The organism is Caenimonas aquaedulcis, from assembly GCF_015831345.1.
GTDB classification, from domain to species: Bacteria; Pseudomonadota; Gammaproteobacteria; order Burkholderiales; family Burkholderiaceae_C; genus Ramlibacter; species Ramlibacter aquaedulcis.
This window is the reverse complement of record NZ_JADWYS010000001.1, coordinates 3,949,031-3,964,817: the sequence shown is the minus strand read 5'-3', so window position 1 is coordinate 3,964,817 and position 15,787 is coordinate 3,949,031. Positions and strand designations below refer to the sequence as shown.

At 67.9% G+C, this 15,787-nt stretch carries 13 protein-coding genes; 6 read left to right on the top strand and 7 right to left on the bottom strand.

Going from position 1 to position 15,787, the window contains the following annotated elements; translation table 11 throughout:
- Positions 1 to 12 precede the first annotated feature (12 nt).
- Both I5803_RS19065 and I5803_RS19060 read right to left on the bottom strand, forming a co-directional pair.
- On the bottom strand, positions 13 to 1,215 hold the full coding sequence (locus I5803_RS19065) for an ABC transporter substrate-binding protein (RefSeq protein WP_196987893.1): 1,203 nt from the start codon (positions 1,213 to 1,215) through the stop codon (positions 13 to 15).
- Between the two features lie 17 nt (positions 1,216 to 1,232).
- A complete protein-coding gene (locus tag I5803_RS19060) occupies positions 1,233 to 2,027 on the bottom strand; it encodes a GntR family transcriptional regulator (RefSeq protein WP_196987892.1) in 795 nt (264 codons plus the stop codon).
- 136 nt (positions 2,028 to 2,163) lie between these two features.
- On the opposite strand from I5803_RS19060, the gene I5803_RS19055 reads away from it, so the two are divergent.
- From I5803_RS19055 to I5803_RS19030, 6 genes are read left to right on the top strand one after another with little or no spacing between them, the layout of a single operon-like run.
- Positions 2,164 to 2,895: a TetR/AcrR family transcriptional regulator gene (locus I5803_RS19055; protein WP_196987891.1), complete on the top strand. Its 732-nt coding sequence runs from the start codon at positions 2,164 to 2,166 to the stop codon at positions 2,893 to 2,895.
- A complete protein-coding gene (locus I5803_RS19050; RefSeq protein WP_196987890.1) occupies positions 2,892 to 4,028 on the top strand; it encodes an efflux RND transporter periplasmic adaptor subunit in 1,137 nt (378 codons plus the stop codon). Before I5803_RS19055 ends, I5803_RS19050 begins: the two co-directional genes overlap by 4 nt.
- 1 nt (position 4,029) lies before the next feature.
- Positions 4,030 to 7,215: an efflux RND transporter permease subunit gene (locus tag I5803_RS19045; protein WP_196987889.1), complete on the top strand. Its 3,186-nt coding sequence runs from the start codon at positions 4,030 to 4,032 to the stop codon at positions 7,213 to 7,215.
- An 18-nt stretch (positions 7,216 to 7,233) separates the two neighbouring features.
- The gene (locus I5803_RS19040; RefSeq protein ID WP_196987888.1) at positions 7,234 to 7,923 is read left to right on the top strand and encodes a protein-L-isoaspartate O-methyltransferase family protein; all 690 of its coding nucleotides are present in this window, start codon (positions 7,234 to 7,236) and stop codon (positions 7,921 to 7,923) included.
- A 10-nt stretch (positions 7,924 to 7,933) separates the two neighbouring features.
- The gene (locus I5803_RS19035; protein WP_196987887.1) at positions 7,934 to 8,278 is read left to right on the top strand and encodes a rhodanese-like domain-containing protein; all 345 of its coding nucleotides are present in this window, start codon (positions 7,934 to 7,936) and stop codon (positions 8,276 to 8,278) included.
- A 45-nt stretch (positions 8,279 to 8,323) separates the two neighbouring features.
- Positions 8,324 to 9,658 carry a TolC family outer membrane protein gene (locus tag I5803_RS19030; RefSeq protein ID WP_196987886.1) on the top strand — a complete coding sequence of 445 codons (1,335 nt, stop codon included), beginning with the start codon at positions 8,324 to 8,326 and terminating at the stop codon, positions 9,656 to 9,658.
- 70 nt (positions 9,659 to 9,728) lie between these two features.
- Here I5803_RS19030 and I5803_RS19025 read toward each other — a convergent pair whose 3' ends face one another.
- The 5 genes from I5803_RS19025 to I5803_RS19005 all read right to left on the bottom strand — a co-directional run bounded on the left by I5803_RS19025 (position 9,729) and on the right by I5803_RS19005 (position 15,682).
- Complete coding sequence (locus I5803_RS19025) at positions 9,729 to 11,708, bottom strand: Calx-beta domain-containing protein (protein WP_196987885.1); 1,980 nt, start codon at positions 11,706 to 11,708, stop codon at positions 9,729 to 9,731.
- Positions 11,709 to 11,717: 9 nt separating this feature from the next.
- Complete coding sequence (locus I5803_RS19020; protein ID WP_196987884.1) at positions 11,718 to 12,980, bottom strand: 3-deoxy-D-manno-octulosonic acid transferase; 1,263 nt, start codon at positions 12,978 to 12,980, stop codon at positions 11,718 to 11,720.
- The gene (waaC, locus tag I5803_RS19015; RefSeq protein ID WP_196987883.1) at positions 12,977 to 13,948 is read right to left on the bottom strand and encodes a lipopolysaccharide heptosyltransferase I; all 972 of its coding nucleotides are present in this window, start codon (positions 13,946 to 13,948) and stop codon (positions 12,977 to 12,979) included. Before waaC ends, I5803_RS19020 begins: the two co-directional genes overlap by 4 nt.
- Positions 13,949 to 13,985: 37 nt before the next feature.
- Positions 13,986 to 15,371: a phosphomannomutase/phosphoglucomutase gene (locus I5803_RS19010; protein ID WP_196987882.1), complete on the bottom strand. Its 1,386-nt coding sequence runs from the start codon at positions 15,369 to 15,371 to the stop codon at positions 13,986 to 13,988.
- A gap of 74 nt (positions 15,372 to 15,445) precedes the next feature.
- On the bottom strand, positions 15,446 to 15,682 hold the full coding sequence (locus I5803_RS19005) for a hypothetical protein (RefSeq protein ID WP_196987881.1): 237 nt from the start codon (positions 15,680 to 15,682) through the stop codon (positions 15,446 to 15,448).
- Positions 15,683 to 15,787: the final 105 nt, after the last annotated feature.

The window sequence follows — 15,787 nt, the reverse complement described above, 5'->3', positions numbered from 1 at the left end:
GCGCCGGCGGCTTCAGGAACGCAAGGGGAAGACGGGGTCGATCTCGCGGTACTCGCGCGGCACGATCACCTTGATGTCGTTCTTCAGCACCTGGGTCATCAGCGGCTGCGCGCCCATGTTCTGCCCGTTGACGAACTTGGTCGCGCCGTAGGGCATGAAGTGGTCCGAGAAGGTGCTCTTTTCCAGCGCGTCGGTGATGGCGGCGCGGTCGGCGCTTTTGGCGCGATTGATCGCATCGGCCAGCATCATCATGGCGGTGTAGGTGTTGAATATCTCGTAGGTATAGAAGAGACCCTTGGCCTCGACGCGCTTGCGCAGTTCGGCCGAGCGCTTGTCCTTCGGGTTGAACCAGTGGTTGCAGTCGATGATGCCGTTGGCCGCATCGGGGAATTCCTTGACGAACTTGTAGCTCGACGCCGCGCCGCCCAGCACCGAGTAGATGGCCTTGGGCGTCACCTTCTGCTGCTGCATGGTGCGCACCAGCAGCGCATATTCGTTGTAGTAGTTCGCCGGGATCACGATGTCCGGGTTGACCGCCTTCATGCGCAGCACGATGTTGTTGAAGTCGCGCGTCGGGTTCGCGTGCTTGATCACTTCCTTCACCTCGTAGCCGTAGCCGGGCAGCTCGCGCGCCAGCAGTTGCGCCGTGCCGGTGCCGAAGAGCGACTCCTCGTGGATGATCATCACCGTGCGCGCGGGCTTGCCCGCGGCGGTGTTGAGCACGTGCAGGTTGGCCACCGCGATCTCCGCGCACTTCTTGTAGCCCGGCCCGAAGCGGAAGGTGTTCTTCAGGCCGCGCTCCACGATCTGGTCGGCCACGCCCACGTCCACCACGTGCGGCAGGTTGTACTTCGCCGCGGCCTGCGTCGTCGCCAGGCAGATGGCCGACGCGTACGCGCCCAGCACGGCGGACACGCCGGCCTCGTTCATCTTCTCGACCTCGGCCGTGCCGGCCTGGGGCGTGGACTGCGCGTCCCCGAGCAGGGCCTCGATCTTCGCGCCGCCCATGGACTTGATGCCGCCCGCCTTGTTGATGTCGTCGATCGCCATCTGCGCACCCTCGCGGCATTGCTGGCCCGAGTACGCGAGCGCCCCGGTGACGGGGTGCAGCACCCCGATCTTCACCGCCTTGGGCTGCGCGCCCCCGACGAGCGGAAAGGCGAGCGCGGACGCGGCGGCGGCCGACTGCGACATGAAATGGCGACGGGTGCTCATGGTGTTCTCCTCGTGGGTCAATGGAAATGGGCGGACATGTCGGTGCTGACCCACACCTTGGCGTCGATGTCGCCCACGCGGGACAGCTGCATTTCGTATTCGTAGCGGTCGGGCCGGTACAGGCCGTGCAGCCACTGCACCGGCCTTTCCTGCTCGTCGTAGATCAGGCGGCGCACGGCCAGCAGGGCGGAGCCGACGGACAGCTGGAGGTGGCCCGCCGCCTCCGCGTCGGCCAGGCGCGCGGAGATGGTCTGCACGGCGCGCCCCACCTTCACGCCGGACTCCTCCAGCAACAGCAAGATGGGCTTGCGCGCGAGCTCCCGCCTGCCGAACTGGCGGGCCACGTCGGCCGGCACATAGGTCGTGATGTGGGAAAGCGGCCCCTCGCGGGTGCTGCGAACCCGCACGGCCTTTTGCACCCGATCGCCCCGCGCAAGCTGCAGGGCCGCCGCCACGTCGTCCGAAGCGGCGACGGTGGCCACGTCCAGCACCTTCACCGAGGTGCGCAGGCCCATGCTGACCAGGTTCTCCAGAAGGCCTGTGAGGCGGGTGTTCATGGGCGTGGGGGACACCCCGGGCATCCCCCCGCCTGCCCGCGCGATCGGGCGCGTGCCGCGTCCGGGCTCACGCGAGATCAGGCCCTCCCGGGCCAGTTGCTCCAGCGCGCGCCGCACCGTGACGCGCGCGACCCCGAATTGCTGCGTCAGTGCCAGCTCGCCGGGAAGGCCGTCGGAGAACCGGCCTTCATTCAGCTGTTCGCGCAGCACCAGGTAGATCCGGTGGTACTTGGGAAGCGGGAGTGCGGCGGCCACGCGCGATCCTAGGTGTGCGCCTAATGTCCTGTCAATGGGACATTTGCGGGCGCTTGCCCGCCTCGCAGGAGTAGCTCTGCTTGACGCCCTGGGGTCGCCAAGCTACATTACTAACCAGTCAGTCATTAATTTCTCCATGGCCCTCCCCAAATTCATCGCAGCCCGCACCGAAGAGGTGCAGGCCAAGCGCGAGCGCCGCAAGGAGGCCCGGCCCGGCGAACTGCTGGACGCCGCGCTGGACCTCTTCGTCGAGAAAGGCTTCGCCGCCACGCGCGCGGAAGAAGTCGCCGCGCGCGCGGGCGTGTCCAAGGGCACGCTGTTCCTCTACTTCCCCAGCAAGGAAGAACTCTTCAAGGCGGTGGTGCGCGAAAACATCTCGGGCCGCTTCGCGGAATGGAACGACGAATTCCAGGCCTTCGACGGCAGCACCGCGGACATGGTGCGTTACTGCATGCGCGTCTGGTGGGACCGGCTGGGCGCCACGCGCGCCTCGGGCATCACGAAGCTCATCATCGGGGAGGCCCGCAACTTCCCGGACATCACCGCCTTCTACCAGCAGGAGGTGATCAAGCCCGCGCAGGACCTGATCCGTCGCATCCTGCAGCGCGGCGTGGACCGGGGCGAGTTCCGCATCGCCGACATGGACTACGCGCTCTTCTCGATCACGGCGCCCATGGTGTTCCTGGTGATGATGAAGCACTCGCTGGGCGCCTGCATGCCGCAGGACTACCCGCTCGACCCGGAGCGCTACCTCGCCTCGCAGGTGGACACCCTGCTGCACGGCCTGCTGGTGCGCGGCGACGAGAAGAACGACAAGAACGACAAGAACGACAAGAACGAACCGGGCGAAGGACGGAAGAAGAAATGACGAAGCGCCACTACCGGTGGATCGCCGTGGCGGTGGTCCTGCTGCTCATCGCATTCGGTGTGATGCGCGCCCTCTCCGCGCGCCGCGCCCAGCAGGAGGCCGTCGCCGCAGCCGGCACGCCCAAGGTGCAGAGCGTGGTGGAACTCGCCGCGACGGACGTCGTGAAGGCGACGACGCGCGAGATCGCGCAGGGGCTGCCGATCTCCGGTTCGCTCAAGGCGGTGAATTCGGCCGTGGTGAAAGCACGCGCCGCCGGCGAACTGCAGGGGCTCACGGTGCGCGAAGGCGACGTGGTGAAGGCCGGCCAGGTGATCGCGCGCGTGGACGCCACGGAATACAACTCGCGTGTCGCGCAGGCCGCGCAGCAAGCCGATGCCGCGAAGGCGCAGATCGACATCGCGCAGCGCCAGGTGGACAACAACAAGGCACTGGTCGACCAGGGCTTCATCTCGAAGACCGCGCTCGACACCTCCCTGAACAACCTCGCCGCCGCGCAGGCCACGCACAAGGCCGCGCTGGCCGCGGTGGACCTCGCGAAGAAGGCGCTGGACGACACGGTGCTGCGCGCGCCCATCGCGGGCGTCGTGGCGCAGCGGCTCATGCAGCCCGGCGAGCGCGTGGCCGTGGACGCCAAGGTGATCGAGATCGTGGACCTGAGCCGGCTCGAGCTGGAAGCGACCCTGAGCGCGGCGGATTCCGTGGGCGTGCGCGTCGGGCAGGACGCGCAGCTGCAGATCGAAGGCAGCAGCCGGCCGGTGCAGGCCAAGGTCGTGCGCATCAACCCGAGCGCGCAGGCGGGCAGCCGCAGCGTGCTCGCCTACCTGTCCATCACTGACGCGACAGGGTTGCGTCAGGGCCTCTTCGCGCAGGGCACGCTCGGAACCGGCAGCGCCTCGGCGCTCGCGGTGCCGCTGTCGGCCGTGCGCACGGACAAGCCCTCGCCCTACGTGCAGGTCGTGGAGAACGAGCGCGTCGCGCACAAGCCGGTGGAGACGGGCGCACGCGGCGAGGCCGACAAGGAACTCGTGGTGGCCGTGAAGGGACTCGCACCCGGCGCGGTGGTGATCAAGGGGAGCCTCGGTCCGCTGCGCGAAGGGTCGGCGGTGAAGTTCACGAAGCCGCCGGCGCCCTGACATGTGGTTCACCCGCGTCAGCCTGAAGAACCCGGTCTTCGCGACCATGGTGATGCTCGCCATCGTCGTGCTGGGCCTGTTTTCCTACCAGCGGCTGAAGGTCGACCAGTTCCCGAACATCGATTTCCCGGTCGTCGTCGTCACGGCGGAATATCCGGGCGCGTCGCCCGAGATCGTGGAGAGCGAAGTCACCAAGAAGATCGAGGAAGGCGTCAATTCGATCGCGGGCATCAACGCCCTCACCTCGCGCAGCTACGAGGGCCAGGCGGTCGTCATCATCGAATTCCAACTGCACATCGACGGGCGCAAGGCCGCCGAAGACGTGCGCGAGAAGGTCGCGCAGATCCGCCCCACCTTCCGCACGGAGGTGAAGGAGCCGCGCGTGCTGCGCTTCGACCCGTCTAGCCGTGCGATCTGGTCGATCGCGGTGCTGCCCGATGCGACGAAGGGCAAGGCGATGGATGCCGTGGAGCTGACCAACTGGGCCGACCAGGTATTGAAGAAGCGGCTGGAGAACGTGCGCGGTGTCGGCTCGGTCACGCTCGTGGGCGGCACCAAGCGCGAGATCAACGTCTACCTGAACCCCGCCGCGATGGAGGCGCTGGGCGTCACCGCCGACCAGGTGGTCGCGGCCGTGCGCAACGAGAACCAGGACTTGCCGGTCGGCGCGATCCGCTCGCTCGCGCAGGAGCGCGTGGTGCAGATCGACGCGCGCATGAAGCGGCCGGAAGACTTCGGGCAGATCATCGTCACGCGGAAAAACGGCACGGCCGTGCGCGTGGACCAGGTCGCGCGCATCGCCGACGGCGCGCAGGAGATCGACAGCCTCGCGCTCTACAACGGCCAGCGCACGCTGCTGCTCACGGTGCAGAAATCGCAGGACGAAAACACGATCGAGGTCGTCGACGGCCTGAAAAAGACCGCCGCCGAAATGACCACCCAGTTGCCTGCGGGTGTGCGGCTGGAAGAGATCACCGACGGCTCGCGGCCCATTCGCGTGTCCGTGGAGAACGTGCGCCGCACGCTGGTCGAAGGCGCGCTGCTCACGGTGCTCATCGTGTTCCTGTTCCTGAACTCCTGGCGCTCCACCGTCATCACCGGGCTCACGCTGCCGATCTCCATCATCGGCACCTTCCTCTTCATGAACATGTTCGGCTTCACCATCAACATGGTGACGCTGATGGCGCTCTCGCTGTGCGTGGGCCTGCTGATCGACGATGCGATCGTCGTGCGCGAGAACATCGTGCGCCACGTGCAGATGGGCAAGCCACCCTACCAGGGCGCGCTCGACGGCACGCAGGAAATCGGCCTGGCGGTGCTGGCCACCACCTTCTCCATCGTCGCCGTGTTCCTGCCCATCGGCTTCATGGGCGGCATCATCGGCAAGTTCTTCCACGAGTTCGGCGTGACCATCGTGGCGGCGGTGCTGATCTCCATGTTCGTGAGCTTCACGCTCGACCCGATGCTGTCCTCGATCTGGCACGACCCGGAGATCGAAGCGCACGGCAAGCCGAAGGCCAACCCGACGCTCTACGACAAGACCATCGGCCGGGTGACGGGCTGGTTCGACCGCGGCACCGACGCGCTGGCGGAGGGCTACCAGGGCATCCTGCGCTGGTCGCTCGGCCACAAGCTCGTCACGGTGCTGATGGCCGTGGGCATCTTCGTGCTGAGCATCGTGATGGTGCCGCTGCTGGGCACCGAGTTCGTGCCCAAGGCCGACTATTCGGAAACCTCCGTCAGCTTCTATACGCCCGTGGGCTCCTCGCTCGAAGTCACGGAGGCGAAGGCGCAGCAGGTCGAATCGATCATCCGCGAGTTCAAGGAAGTGCGCTACACGCTCGCGACCATCAACACCGGCAACGCCGCGGGCAAGATCTACGGCTCCGTCTACGTGCGCATGGTGGACAGGAAGCAGCGCCAGCTGAGCGTCGACCAGATGGCCGGCGTGCTGCGCGAACGCCTGAAGCAGGTGCCGGGCATCACCGTCACGCACGTCGGCCTGCTCGACGCCGTCGGCGGCAACAAGCAGGTGGAGTTCTCCCTGCAGGGGCCGGACCTGAAGGAGCTGGAGCGCCTCACGAAGCTCGTGAACGAGCGCATCGCGGGCATCCCGGGCCTCGTGGACCTGGACTCCAGCGTCAAGCAGGACAAGCCCACCATCGCCATCGACGTCAAGCGCGACGCCGCGTCCGACCTCGGCCTGTCCGTGGCGCAGGTGGGCAGCGCGCTGCGCACACTCGTCGCCGGGCAGACGGTCGGCAACTGGCGCGCGCCCGACGACCAGACCTACGACGTGAACGTGCGCCTGTCGCCCGATGCGCGCAACGCGCCGCAGGACCTCGACCGGCTGCCCTTCGCCATGGGAAGCAACGCGGACGGCACGTCGCGCGTGGTGCGCCTGAACCAGGTCGCGAGCGTGCGCGAATCCACCGGGCCGAACCAGATCAACCGCCGCGACCTGACGCGCGAAGTCGCGATCAACGCCAACGTGTTCAACCGCTCCGCCGGCGAGGTGTCCAACGACATCCGCGCGAAGCTCGACGGCATCGCCTTCCCGCCGGGGTATCGCTACCAGTTCAGCGGCTCGACGAAGAACATGGCGGAGTCCTTCGGCTACGCCGTGTCCGCCCTCGCGATGGCGGTGATCTTCATCTACATGATCCTCGCGAGCCAGTTCAGGAGCTTCCTGCAGCCGCTCGCGCTCATGACGTCCCTGCCGCTCACCCTCATCGGCGTGGTGCTCGCGCTGCTGATGTTCGGCTCGTCGCTGTCGATGTTCTCGATCATCGGCATCGTGATGCTGATGGGGCTCGTCACGAAGAACGCAATTCTTCTCGTGGACTTTGCCATTCGCATGCGGGACGAGGGCATGGACCGCACCGAGGCGCTGCTGCACGCGGCCAAGGTGCGGCTGCGCCCCATCCTCATGACGACGCTCGCCATGATCTTCGGCATGGTGCCGCTCGCCTTCGCGCTCACCGAAGGCTCGGAGCAGCGCGCGCCCATGGGGCAGGCGGTGATCGGCGGGGTGATCACCTCCTCGCTGCTCACGCTGGTCGTCGTGCCCGTGGTCTATTGCCTGCTCGACGACCTGGCCGCCCGCTTCCGCCGCCGTCCCCGCCATTCGGCGGGCGGCCCCGGGAGCGCCACCCAGCCCGCCTCTAAAATCGCGGATTTGCCCTGAATCCCCCCGAAGGAAGCCATGACCGCCCCCACCGACCTCGAACACGCACGCTTCAAGATGATCGAGCAGCAGATCCGGCCCTGGGACGTGCTCGACCTGGACATCCTCGCCCTGCTGTCCTCCGTGCACCGCGAGGATTTCGTTCCCCTCGCCCACAAGGCGCTCGCCTTCGTGGACATGCAGATCCCGCTCGCGGAACCCGCCGACCAGGCGCTCGCGCGCGGCCAGTGCATGCTGGAGCCGAAGGTGGAGGCCCGCCTGCTGCAGGACCTGCACGTCAGGCCCACGGACAAGGTCCTGGAGATCGGCACCGGCTCCGGTTACATGGCCGCCCTGCTCGCGCACCGCGCGCAACGCGTCGTCACGCTGGAGATCGACCCCGCGCTCGCCCGCATCGCGCGCGAGAACCTGCAGCGCGCGGGCATCACCAACGCCGAGGTGCGCGAAGCCGACGGCGCCAAGGGCCTGCCGGCCGAAGCGCCGTTCGACGTGATCCTGCTGAGCGGTTCGGTGGCCGAAGTGCCGCAGTCGCTGATGGCGCAGCTCAAGGTCGGCGGGCGCCTCGCGGCGATCGTCGGCAGCGAGCCCGTCATGCGCGCGACGCTCGTCACGCGCACCGGCGACGCCGCCTACACCACCGCGCAGCCCTGGGACACGTCGGCGCCGCGGCTCCTGCATTTCCCCGAGCCGTCGCGCTTCCACTTCTGAGCGGCTGCGCATGATCGACCAGATCCGCCCCTCCCAACTCTCCGAATGGCTGCAGGCCCAGCCCGCCGGCGCGCGCCCGATCGTGCTGGACGTGCGCGAACCCTGGGAGTTGCAGACCGCGAGCGTGAAGGCCGAGCCGGGCTTCGAACTCCTCGCGATCCCCATGAACGACATCCCGGCGCGCGCCGCGGAAATCGATCCGTCGCGCCCCATCGCCTGCCTGTGCCACCACGGCGCGCGCAGCCAGCGCGTGGCCATGTTCCTCGCGGGCAACGGCTTCGACAACGTGGCCAACATCGCGGGCGGCATCGACGCCTGGTCGGCCGAACGCGACGCCGGCGTGCCCCGCTACTGATTCACCCACGACGACAACGACACGCTTTCATCCCAAGGACGGACCATGAATTTGCTGCGGCCCACTTTTGCGTACTGGCCCCTCGCGGCGGCACTGGCGGCGATCTTCGCCGCGCCGGCGCGTGCCGAAAGCCTGCTCGAGCTCTACGACTCGGCCAAGGCGTACGACGCCACGTGGCAGTCGGCGAAGGCGCAGTACGACGCGAACCTGTTCCGCGCGGAGCAGGCGAAGGCGGGCATCCTGCCCCAGGCGAACCTCGCCGTGGGCGTCTCGCGATCGAACCTCGACAACACCGTCCCCGCCGTCGAGCGGGGGTTCACCACGCAGAGCGGCACGGTGAGCGCGTCGCAGCCGCTCTACCGGCCCGCGAACTTCGCGACCTGGCAGCAGGGCAAGCGGCAGGTCGAACAGGCGCAGGCACAGCTCACGGCCGCCAGCCAGGACCTCATCATCCGCGTGAGCCAGGCCTACTTCGACGTGCTGGCGGCGCAGGACACCCTCACCTTCGTGCAGGCGCAGAAGACCGCGGTGAACGAGCAGCTCGCCTCCGCCAAGCGCAACTTCGAAGTGGGCACCTCCACCATCACGGACACCCGCGAGGCGCAGGCCCGCTTCGACCTCGTGGTCGCCCAGGAAATCGCGGCCGACAACGACCTGCGCGTGAAGAAGCTCGCGCTCGATTCGCTGGTGGGCAAGCCCGACGTCAGGCCGAACCCGCTGGTGATCCCGCTCGACGTCCCCGCGCCGCAGCCCGCCGACGTGAACGCCTGGGTGCAGCAGGGCGAAGAAAACAGCCCCGCGATCCAGCAGGCGCGCACGGCCGTTGAGATCGCGCAGCTCGAAACCGAAAAGGCGCGCGCCGGCCACAAGCCCACGCTGGACCTCACGCTCAGCTACAACGCCACCCGCAACCCGAACGGCAACACCTCGGTGGCGACATCCACCCGCGCCGACACGGGCACGGTGGGTTTGCAGTTCAACATGCCGCTCTTCGCCGGCTTCTCGACGCAGAACCGCATCCGTGAAACGCTGTCGCTGGAAGAAAAGGCCCAGGCCGACCTGGAGGCCACGCGCCGAAACGTCGCGCAAGCCGTACGGACGGCGTTCTTCGGTGTCGTGTCCGGGCGCGGCCAGGTCAAGGCGCTGGAAGCCGCGGAAGCTTCGAGCCAGAGCGCGCTGGAAGCCAACCGCCTCGGCTACCAGGTCGGTGTGCGCATCAACATCGACGTGCTCAATTCGCAGAGCCAGCTCTTCCAGACCAAGCGCGACCTCGCGCAGGCCCGCTACACCGTGCTGCTGGGCCAGCTTCGGCTGCGGCAGGCCAACGGCACGTTGATGCCGGAAGACCTCGCGCGCCTGAACCAGCTGGTGGCCAGGTAGGGGGGCGGGGGGCGGCAACGGCCGCGTTCCCGCTGGACGCATCTGCCTTCTGAGGCCGCGCCGCGGGCCGTCAGACGAATTCGACGCCGCTGTTGGCGAGTCCCGCGAAGTCGATGTTCGCCAGGTTGTAGGGGTGCCCGGCTGCCATCCAGGCAAGGTCGGCCTTCGTGGAAGCACCCGAATCGAGTAGCTGCAGGAAATACGCGAGCTCGGCCGCGGTCGGCGGGCCGCCCGTGACATTGGCGTAGACCCGTTGGACGAAATTCGTGTCGGAGGCCGAACCGGCAAGTTGCTGGAAGACCGACGACTCGACCGCCAACGCGGCCACCTGCAGCGCGGACAGGCCGGAGTCGAACAGCGCCAGGCCGATGCCGACATAGCCCTTGTCATGCACGGCCTGCGCCCCGAACAGCGCGCCAAGGAGCTTCACCGTGTCGCCTGCCGGCCCTGACAGGTCCATCGCGAGCTTCGAGTCGTCGAAGTGCAGGAACTCCAGGTCCGTCACGATGTCCACCACGTCCGTCGACAGGTCCCGCACGAACACGTTGTGCAGATCCGAGCGCGTCACCGCAAAGTTCGCCGCCGGCCCGCTGTAGATCCCCACGTCCACGCCTGCGTCTCCCCGCAGGAAATCCGCGTCCTGTCCCGCCGTCAGCGTGTCGTTGCCGGCGCCTCCGATCAGCGTGGAATGCGCGAAGTCGCTGGCCACCAGCGCATCCGCCCCGTCGCCGCCCGCCTTCAGGTACCCGTTGCCGTGCCGGCCCTCGCTGTCCCAGGCCTCCAGCACGAGCGAAATGGACGTGTCGCCGGCAGTGGTGCGCAGGGAAAGGGTGGCAAGTTCGGTGCCGGGCACGTACAGCGTGCCGGCGACCGCAACGCCGTGCTGCAGGAGCGTGCCCGAATTCGCGCCCACGACGACCAGGTACTGGCTGATGGTGTCACCGACGTCGGGGTCGAGCACGGTGAAAAGCTCGTCCAGCCGGTAGGTGTGCGCATGCTCGACGGAAGTCACCGGGGAGAAGACGACCGGCGGCGACGCCGCGACGCCCGCCACCCGAAGGGACGCGCTACCCGACGTGCTGAGACCCTGCGCGTCGAATGCCTCGACCGACAGCGTGTTGCTGCCGCTCGACGTGCCGGTGCGGTAGGCGACGAAGGGGAACTCGAAGGGCGTCACCGTCAGGGTGCCGCCCGTCACCGGTTCGTCGTAGAAGGTGAGGTAGCCCCCGTCCGTCCCCGGTGCACCCTCGGTGATCATGATCTTCGCCAGCCCTCCCTCCGCGTCGGAGATGCCGAACAGCAACGACAGGGGCACGGTCGTGTGTGCCGTCCACAGTTGCTCGTCCTGCGCCACGATCACCGGAGGCTGGTTCGCGTTGCCCCAGACGCCCAGGGCCACGAAGCCGGAGCCGCTCGCGCCGAGGTTGTCCGTGGCCGTCATGAAGAGCTCGGCGATGCCGCTGTGGTCGCCCGTGCGATAGGCCAGGCGCGGCAGGTCGGCCAGGGGCAGCGTGACGGCGAGCGCACCGACAGGCACGCCGTCGAGCGTCAGGTAGCCGCCGTCGGTGCCCGCGGCCGGTTGCGAGACGTTGACCGTCGTCACGGAGCCGTCCAGGTCGAGCGGGTTGAAGAGGTTCGAGACGGACACCGACCGGGCAGGGTCGTAGGTGCCGGCGCCGGCATCCGAGAACACGACAGGGGGCTTGTTCGCCGGAGGTGGATCGTCGTCGACGATGGTGAACACCGATTTCGCGATCCACTCCGTCGCATCCGCCTGCGCCTTCAACACCAGCGCGAACGACTCCTGCGGTTCGGGCACCTCGTCGCGGCGGATGGGCAACGTGACCGGGAGCACCATCTGGCCCGGATAGAAATTGAGCGCGATGGTGGTCGTGAAATTGTGGTCCAGCTGGTTGGTGGAACCTTCGCTGTCCACCGCACTCAGGTAGACCGTCCCGAAGCCGCTGGCGTCTGTCCGGGTGACGTAGAGGTTGATGCTTTCCCGGCTTTCGGAGACGAAGAACGCGCCGGGCGAGAGCGAGTAGGTCATGGCGCCAGCTTATCCGATGGCTGGCCCCGCGATCGCGCGGATGGCTTGCGCCGTACGATGCGCCGCGCCCTGGTGGGCGGCGAAGAAGTCCAGAGCGGCGCGTGATGCCTCGCGGGTTCCGCCCGCTGCGCCGGCCATGGCGCAGGCGCGCGCAACGCCTTGCGCCATCGACCCCACGCGCAGCGCGGCGCCTGCCTCCTCGGCCAATTCAGCGGCCTCGGCAAAATTGAAGGTGTGCGGCCCCATCACCACGGGGCACCCGCACGCCGCCGCCTCGATCAGGTTCTGGCCGCCGAGTTTCTCGAAGCTTCCGCCCAGCAGCGCTACATCGGACATGCCGTAGTACAGCGCCATCTCCCCGAGCGAATCGCCGATCCAGACATCGGCCGCGTCCGGGCCCGATGTCCACGCGCTGCGCCGCGACACGGTGAACCCCGCGGCGGCCGCAAGCGCAGCCACCTCGTCGAAGCGCTGCGGATGCCTTGGCACCACCAGCCACCGGGTCCCTTTGCGATCCGGCATTTCACGGATCGCGCCGAAGAATTGCCCTTCCTCGCCTTCACGCGACGACGCGAACATCACCACCGGCTTCGCGAGCGCCGCGCGCCACGCGCGTCCCTGCGCCAGCTGCGCTTCGTCGGGGGCCGCGTCGAACTTCAGGTTGCCGAACACGCCCTTCACCGTCGCGCCCGCCTGCGCAAACCGCTTCGCATCGGCGTCGGTCTGCGCCCACACAGCCGTGAGCGCCGCGTAGGCTGGCCGCGCGAGCCCTGCGAGTCGCAAGGTCTGCTTCAAGGATTTCCCGCTCATGCGCGCATTGGCCAGGACCAGCGGCGTTCCATGCGCCTTGGCCTCTGCGACAAGGTTCGGCCAGACCTCGGTCTCCATCAGCACACCGATGCGCGGCTGGAAGTGGTTGAGGAACTTGCGCACCGCATGCACGGTGTCCCAGGGCAGCCAGGCCTGCATGTCGCCATCGCGCAGGATGCGCTCGCCCTCCGCGCGCCCCGTGGCCGTACCATGCGTGAGCAGGATGCGTACGTCAGGCTCCAGCTTGCGCAGTTCGCGAACGAGGATGGCCGCGGCGCGCGTCTCGCCCAGGGACACGGCATGGATCCAGATGGCGCCGGGCCGGGCAGGATGCTCGTAGCTTCCGAAACGCTCTTCCACCGCTTGCAGGTAGCCCGGCTCCGCCACGCCCCGCCGCTTCAGTTTCGCGCGCACGAAAGGCTGCGCCGCCACCGCGAGGAGCGAATAGACCCCGCGAATCATCCGCCCGCCTTCACGCCCTGCCACGCATGCCACACCGCATCGACCGTGGGCGTCGGCTGCGCGAACACGCTTTGCTGTTTGCCGCCCACCGGCCCGGTGCGCCACGCGGTGTCGAAGTTGTAGATCTGCACGTGCGGAAGGTCCAGCGCGGTGGCGACGTGGCTCAGGCCGCTGTCCACGCCGATCACGCCGACGCATGCGGCGAGCTTGTCGGTGAGCGCGCCGAGGTCCAGCGAAGGCCACACCGCGGCGGGCGATCCCAGCGCATCGGCGATGCGTTGCGCGCGCTCCAGTTCCACCGCGCCGCCATGGGGCAGCCCGATGCAAAACCGTTGCGCGATCAGGCGACGCCCGAGCTCCACCCAGTTCGCTTCGGGCCAGCACTTGTCCTCGCGCGAGGTGCCGTGCACGAAGGCGACGCAGGGCCGCGGCGCGTCCAGCTCACCACGCAACGCGTGCAGGCCGAAGTCGTCCGCGCCCGCGGCCGTGTACCCGAGCGCCTTGGCGCACAACTCGCGCGAACGCGCGATCGCATGCACGTGCGGCTCGATGCGGATCGCCTGGTCGGCGACCCAGCGGGTCGGCACTTCGTAGCTCGATCCTTCCGTGCGGTTGGCCAGGGCGTAGCGCTTGCCGCCGGCCGCGAGTTTCGCGATGCGCGCGACCAGCGCGGATTTGGTGAGTCCCTGCAGGTCGATGACGGCGTCGTAGGCCACTTCATGCACGACCTCACGGAAGGACCGCCACTCGCTGCGCGTGCGCCCGGACCAAGGCGCCTTTCTCCACTTGCGCAATTCGCACGGAATCACCCGCTCCACGCCTTGGCAGCGCTGCACGAGCGGCGCGAAGCCCCGCTCCACCACCCAGTCGATCTGCGCGTGCAGCAAGGCGCGGCGGATGTCCTGCACGGCGGGCATGGTGTGCACCACGTCGCCGAGGGAGGAGAGTTTGACGATGAGGATTTTCACGACCCGCCATTGTGGCCGAGTCGCGAGGGGCGCCCCTTCAGTGCGCTGCCGCCCCGACTTTCGCGTCCGGCTTCACCCGATGCAGTATTTCCAGCATCGTCTTCTCGATACGGTGCATCGCTTCCTGCGTCTGGCCTTCGAAGCGCATCACCAGCACCGGCGTGGTGTTGGACGCACGGATGAGGCCGAAGCCGTCCGGCCAGTCCACGCGCAGGCCGTCGATGGTGGACACCTCCGCGGGCGCGTCGAACTTCGCATTGGCCACGAGCTGCTCCACCAGCTTGTGCGGCTCGCCCTCGGCGCACTGCACATTGAGCTCCGGCGTGGAGAAACTCGTCGGCAGTCCGTCGAGTACCGCGCTCGGGTCCTGGCTGCGCGAGAGGATCTCCAGCAGGCGCGCGCCCGCGTAGGTGCCGTCGTCGAAGCCGAACCAGCGCTCCTTGAAGAAGATGTGGCCGCTCATCTCGCCGCCCAGGGGCGAATCGACCTCCTTCATCTTCGCCTTGATCAGCGAGTGGCCCGTCTTGTACATCAACGGCTTGCCGCCGGCTTCGCGGATCGCCGGTGCGAGGCGCTGCGTGCACTTCACGTCGAAGATGATCGTGCCGCCGGGCACGCGCGACAGCACGTCGCGCGCGAAGAGCATCAGCTGGCGGTCCGGGTAGATGTTGTTCCCGCCGCGCGTGATGATCCCCAGGCGGTCGCCGTCGCCGTCGAAGGCGAGGCCCAGTTCGGCGCCATGTTCGCCGATGGCGGCGATCAGGTCTTTCAGGTTCTCGGGTTTGCTCGGGTCGGGGTGGTGGTTCGGGAAGTTGCCGTCGACCTCGCTGAAGAGCTCGATCACTTCGCAGCCCAGCGCGCGGAAGATGCCCGGCGCCGACGCCCCGGCGATGCCGTTGCCCGAATCCACCACGATCTTCATCGGCCGCGCGAGCTTCACGTCCTGCACGATGCGGTCGCGATAGGGCGCGAGCACGTTGATGTTGCGCACGAGACCGGGCCTCGCCGCGGCCTTCTGCTCGCCTTCCTGCATGAGGCGGCGCAGCGCCTGGATCTCTTCGCCGTAGATCGCGCGGCCGGCCATCACCATCTTGAAGCCGTTGTAGTCCTTGGGGTTGTGGCTGCCCGTGACCTGGATGCCGCTCGTGCACAGCGTGTTCGCGGCGAAGTAGAGCATCGGCGTGGTGACGAGCCCGACGTCGATCACGTCGACGCCCGACGCGACCAGCCCGCGGATGAGCGCGGCACTGAGCGAAGGTCCGCTCAGCCGGCCATCGCGGCCCACGGCCACCGTCTTCTCGCCTTCGGTCTGCGCGACGGTGCCGAACGCGTAGCCCAGTGCTTGCGCGACCTGCTCGTCCAGGGTGGACGGCACGACGCCGCGGATGTCATAGGCCTTGAAGATGGAGGGAGAAAATTGCATGGGGGAACTGCCCTGTCGAAATGGGAGGGGAATGGAACGCGATGGCGAAATTGTAGGCTCGCGGGCCTGCGAGCCTAGTAGTCTTCGCTGCGCCGCGGCGTCACGGCCGCGCGATGCCGCTCCAGCATTTTCAGCTTCGACAACGCGCTCATCGAACCCTGTCCCGTCCCCTGCTCATCCGCGACCCGGTGCCGGGAGCGGCGTTCACGCTTCGGTGCTTCGGATTCCGCGCGCGGACGCTGCGGATCGAGGCTGCTGGATTTCGATGTCGGCGACGCGTCGTATTCCTCGCGTTTTATCTTCGTCGACATATCGTTCTCGTTTCATCACTGAGGTCCAATCTAAGCGGCTGCGCGACCATGCGGTGTCAGGCGGCCTGTCCGGCGAGGGTAGGCGCGGTCCTATCGCACCTGTAG

Bases quoted from the DNA above. Each gene is read 5' to 3' on its own strand.
- I5803_RS19040 (WP_196987888.1), top strand. From the start codon at position 7,234: ATGACCGCCCCCACCGACCTCGAACACGCACGCTTCAAGATGATCGAG.
- I5803_RS19025 (WP_196987885.1), bottom strand. From the start codon at position 11,708: ATGACCTACTCGCTCTCGCCCGGCGCGTTCTTCGTCTCCGAAAGCCGG.
- I5803_RS19050 (WP_196987890.1), top strand. From the start codon at position 2,892: ATGACGAAGCGCCACTACCGGTGGATCGCCGTGGCGGTGGTCCTGCTG.
- I5803_RS19045 (WP_196987889.1), top strand. From the start codon at position 4,030: ATGTGGTTCACCCGCGTCAGCCTGAAGAACCCGGTCTTCGCGACCATG.
- I5803_RS19055 (WP_196987891.1), top strand. From the start codon at position 2,164: ATGGCCCTCCCCAAATTCATCGCAGCCCGCACCGAAGAGGTGCAGGCC.
- I5803_RS19010 (WP_196987882.1), bottom strand. From the start codon at position 15,371: ATGCAATTTTCTCCCTCCATCTTCAAGGCCTATGACATCCGCGGCGTC.
- I5803_RS19020 (WP_196987884.1), bottom strand. From the start codon at position 12,980: ATGATTCGCGGGGTCTATTCGCTCCTCGCGGTGGCGGCGCAGCCTTTC.
- I5803_RS19030 (WP_196987886.1), top strand. From the start codon at position 8,324: ATGAATTTGCTGCGGCCCACTTTTGCGTACTGGCCCCTCGCGGCGGCA.
- I5803_RS19005 (WP_196987881.1), bottom strand. From the start codon at position 15,682: ATGTCGACGAAGATAAAACGCGAGGAATACGACGCGTCGCCGACATCG.
- I5803_RS19035 (WP_196987887.1), top strand. From the start codon at position 7,934: ATGATCGACCAGATCCGCCCCTCCCAACTCTCCGAATGGCTGCAGGCC.
- I5803_RS19065 (WP_196987893.1), bottom strand. From the start codon at position 1,215: ATGAGCACCCGTCGCCATTTCATGTCGCAGTCGGCCGCCGCCGCGTCC.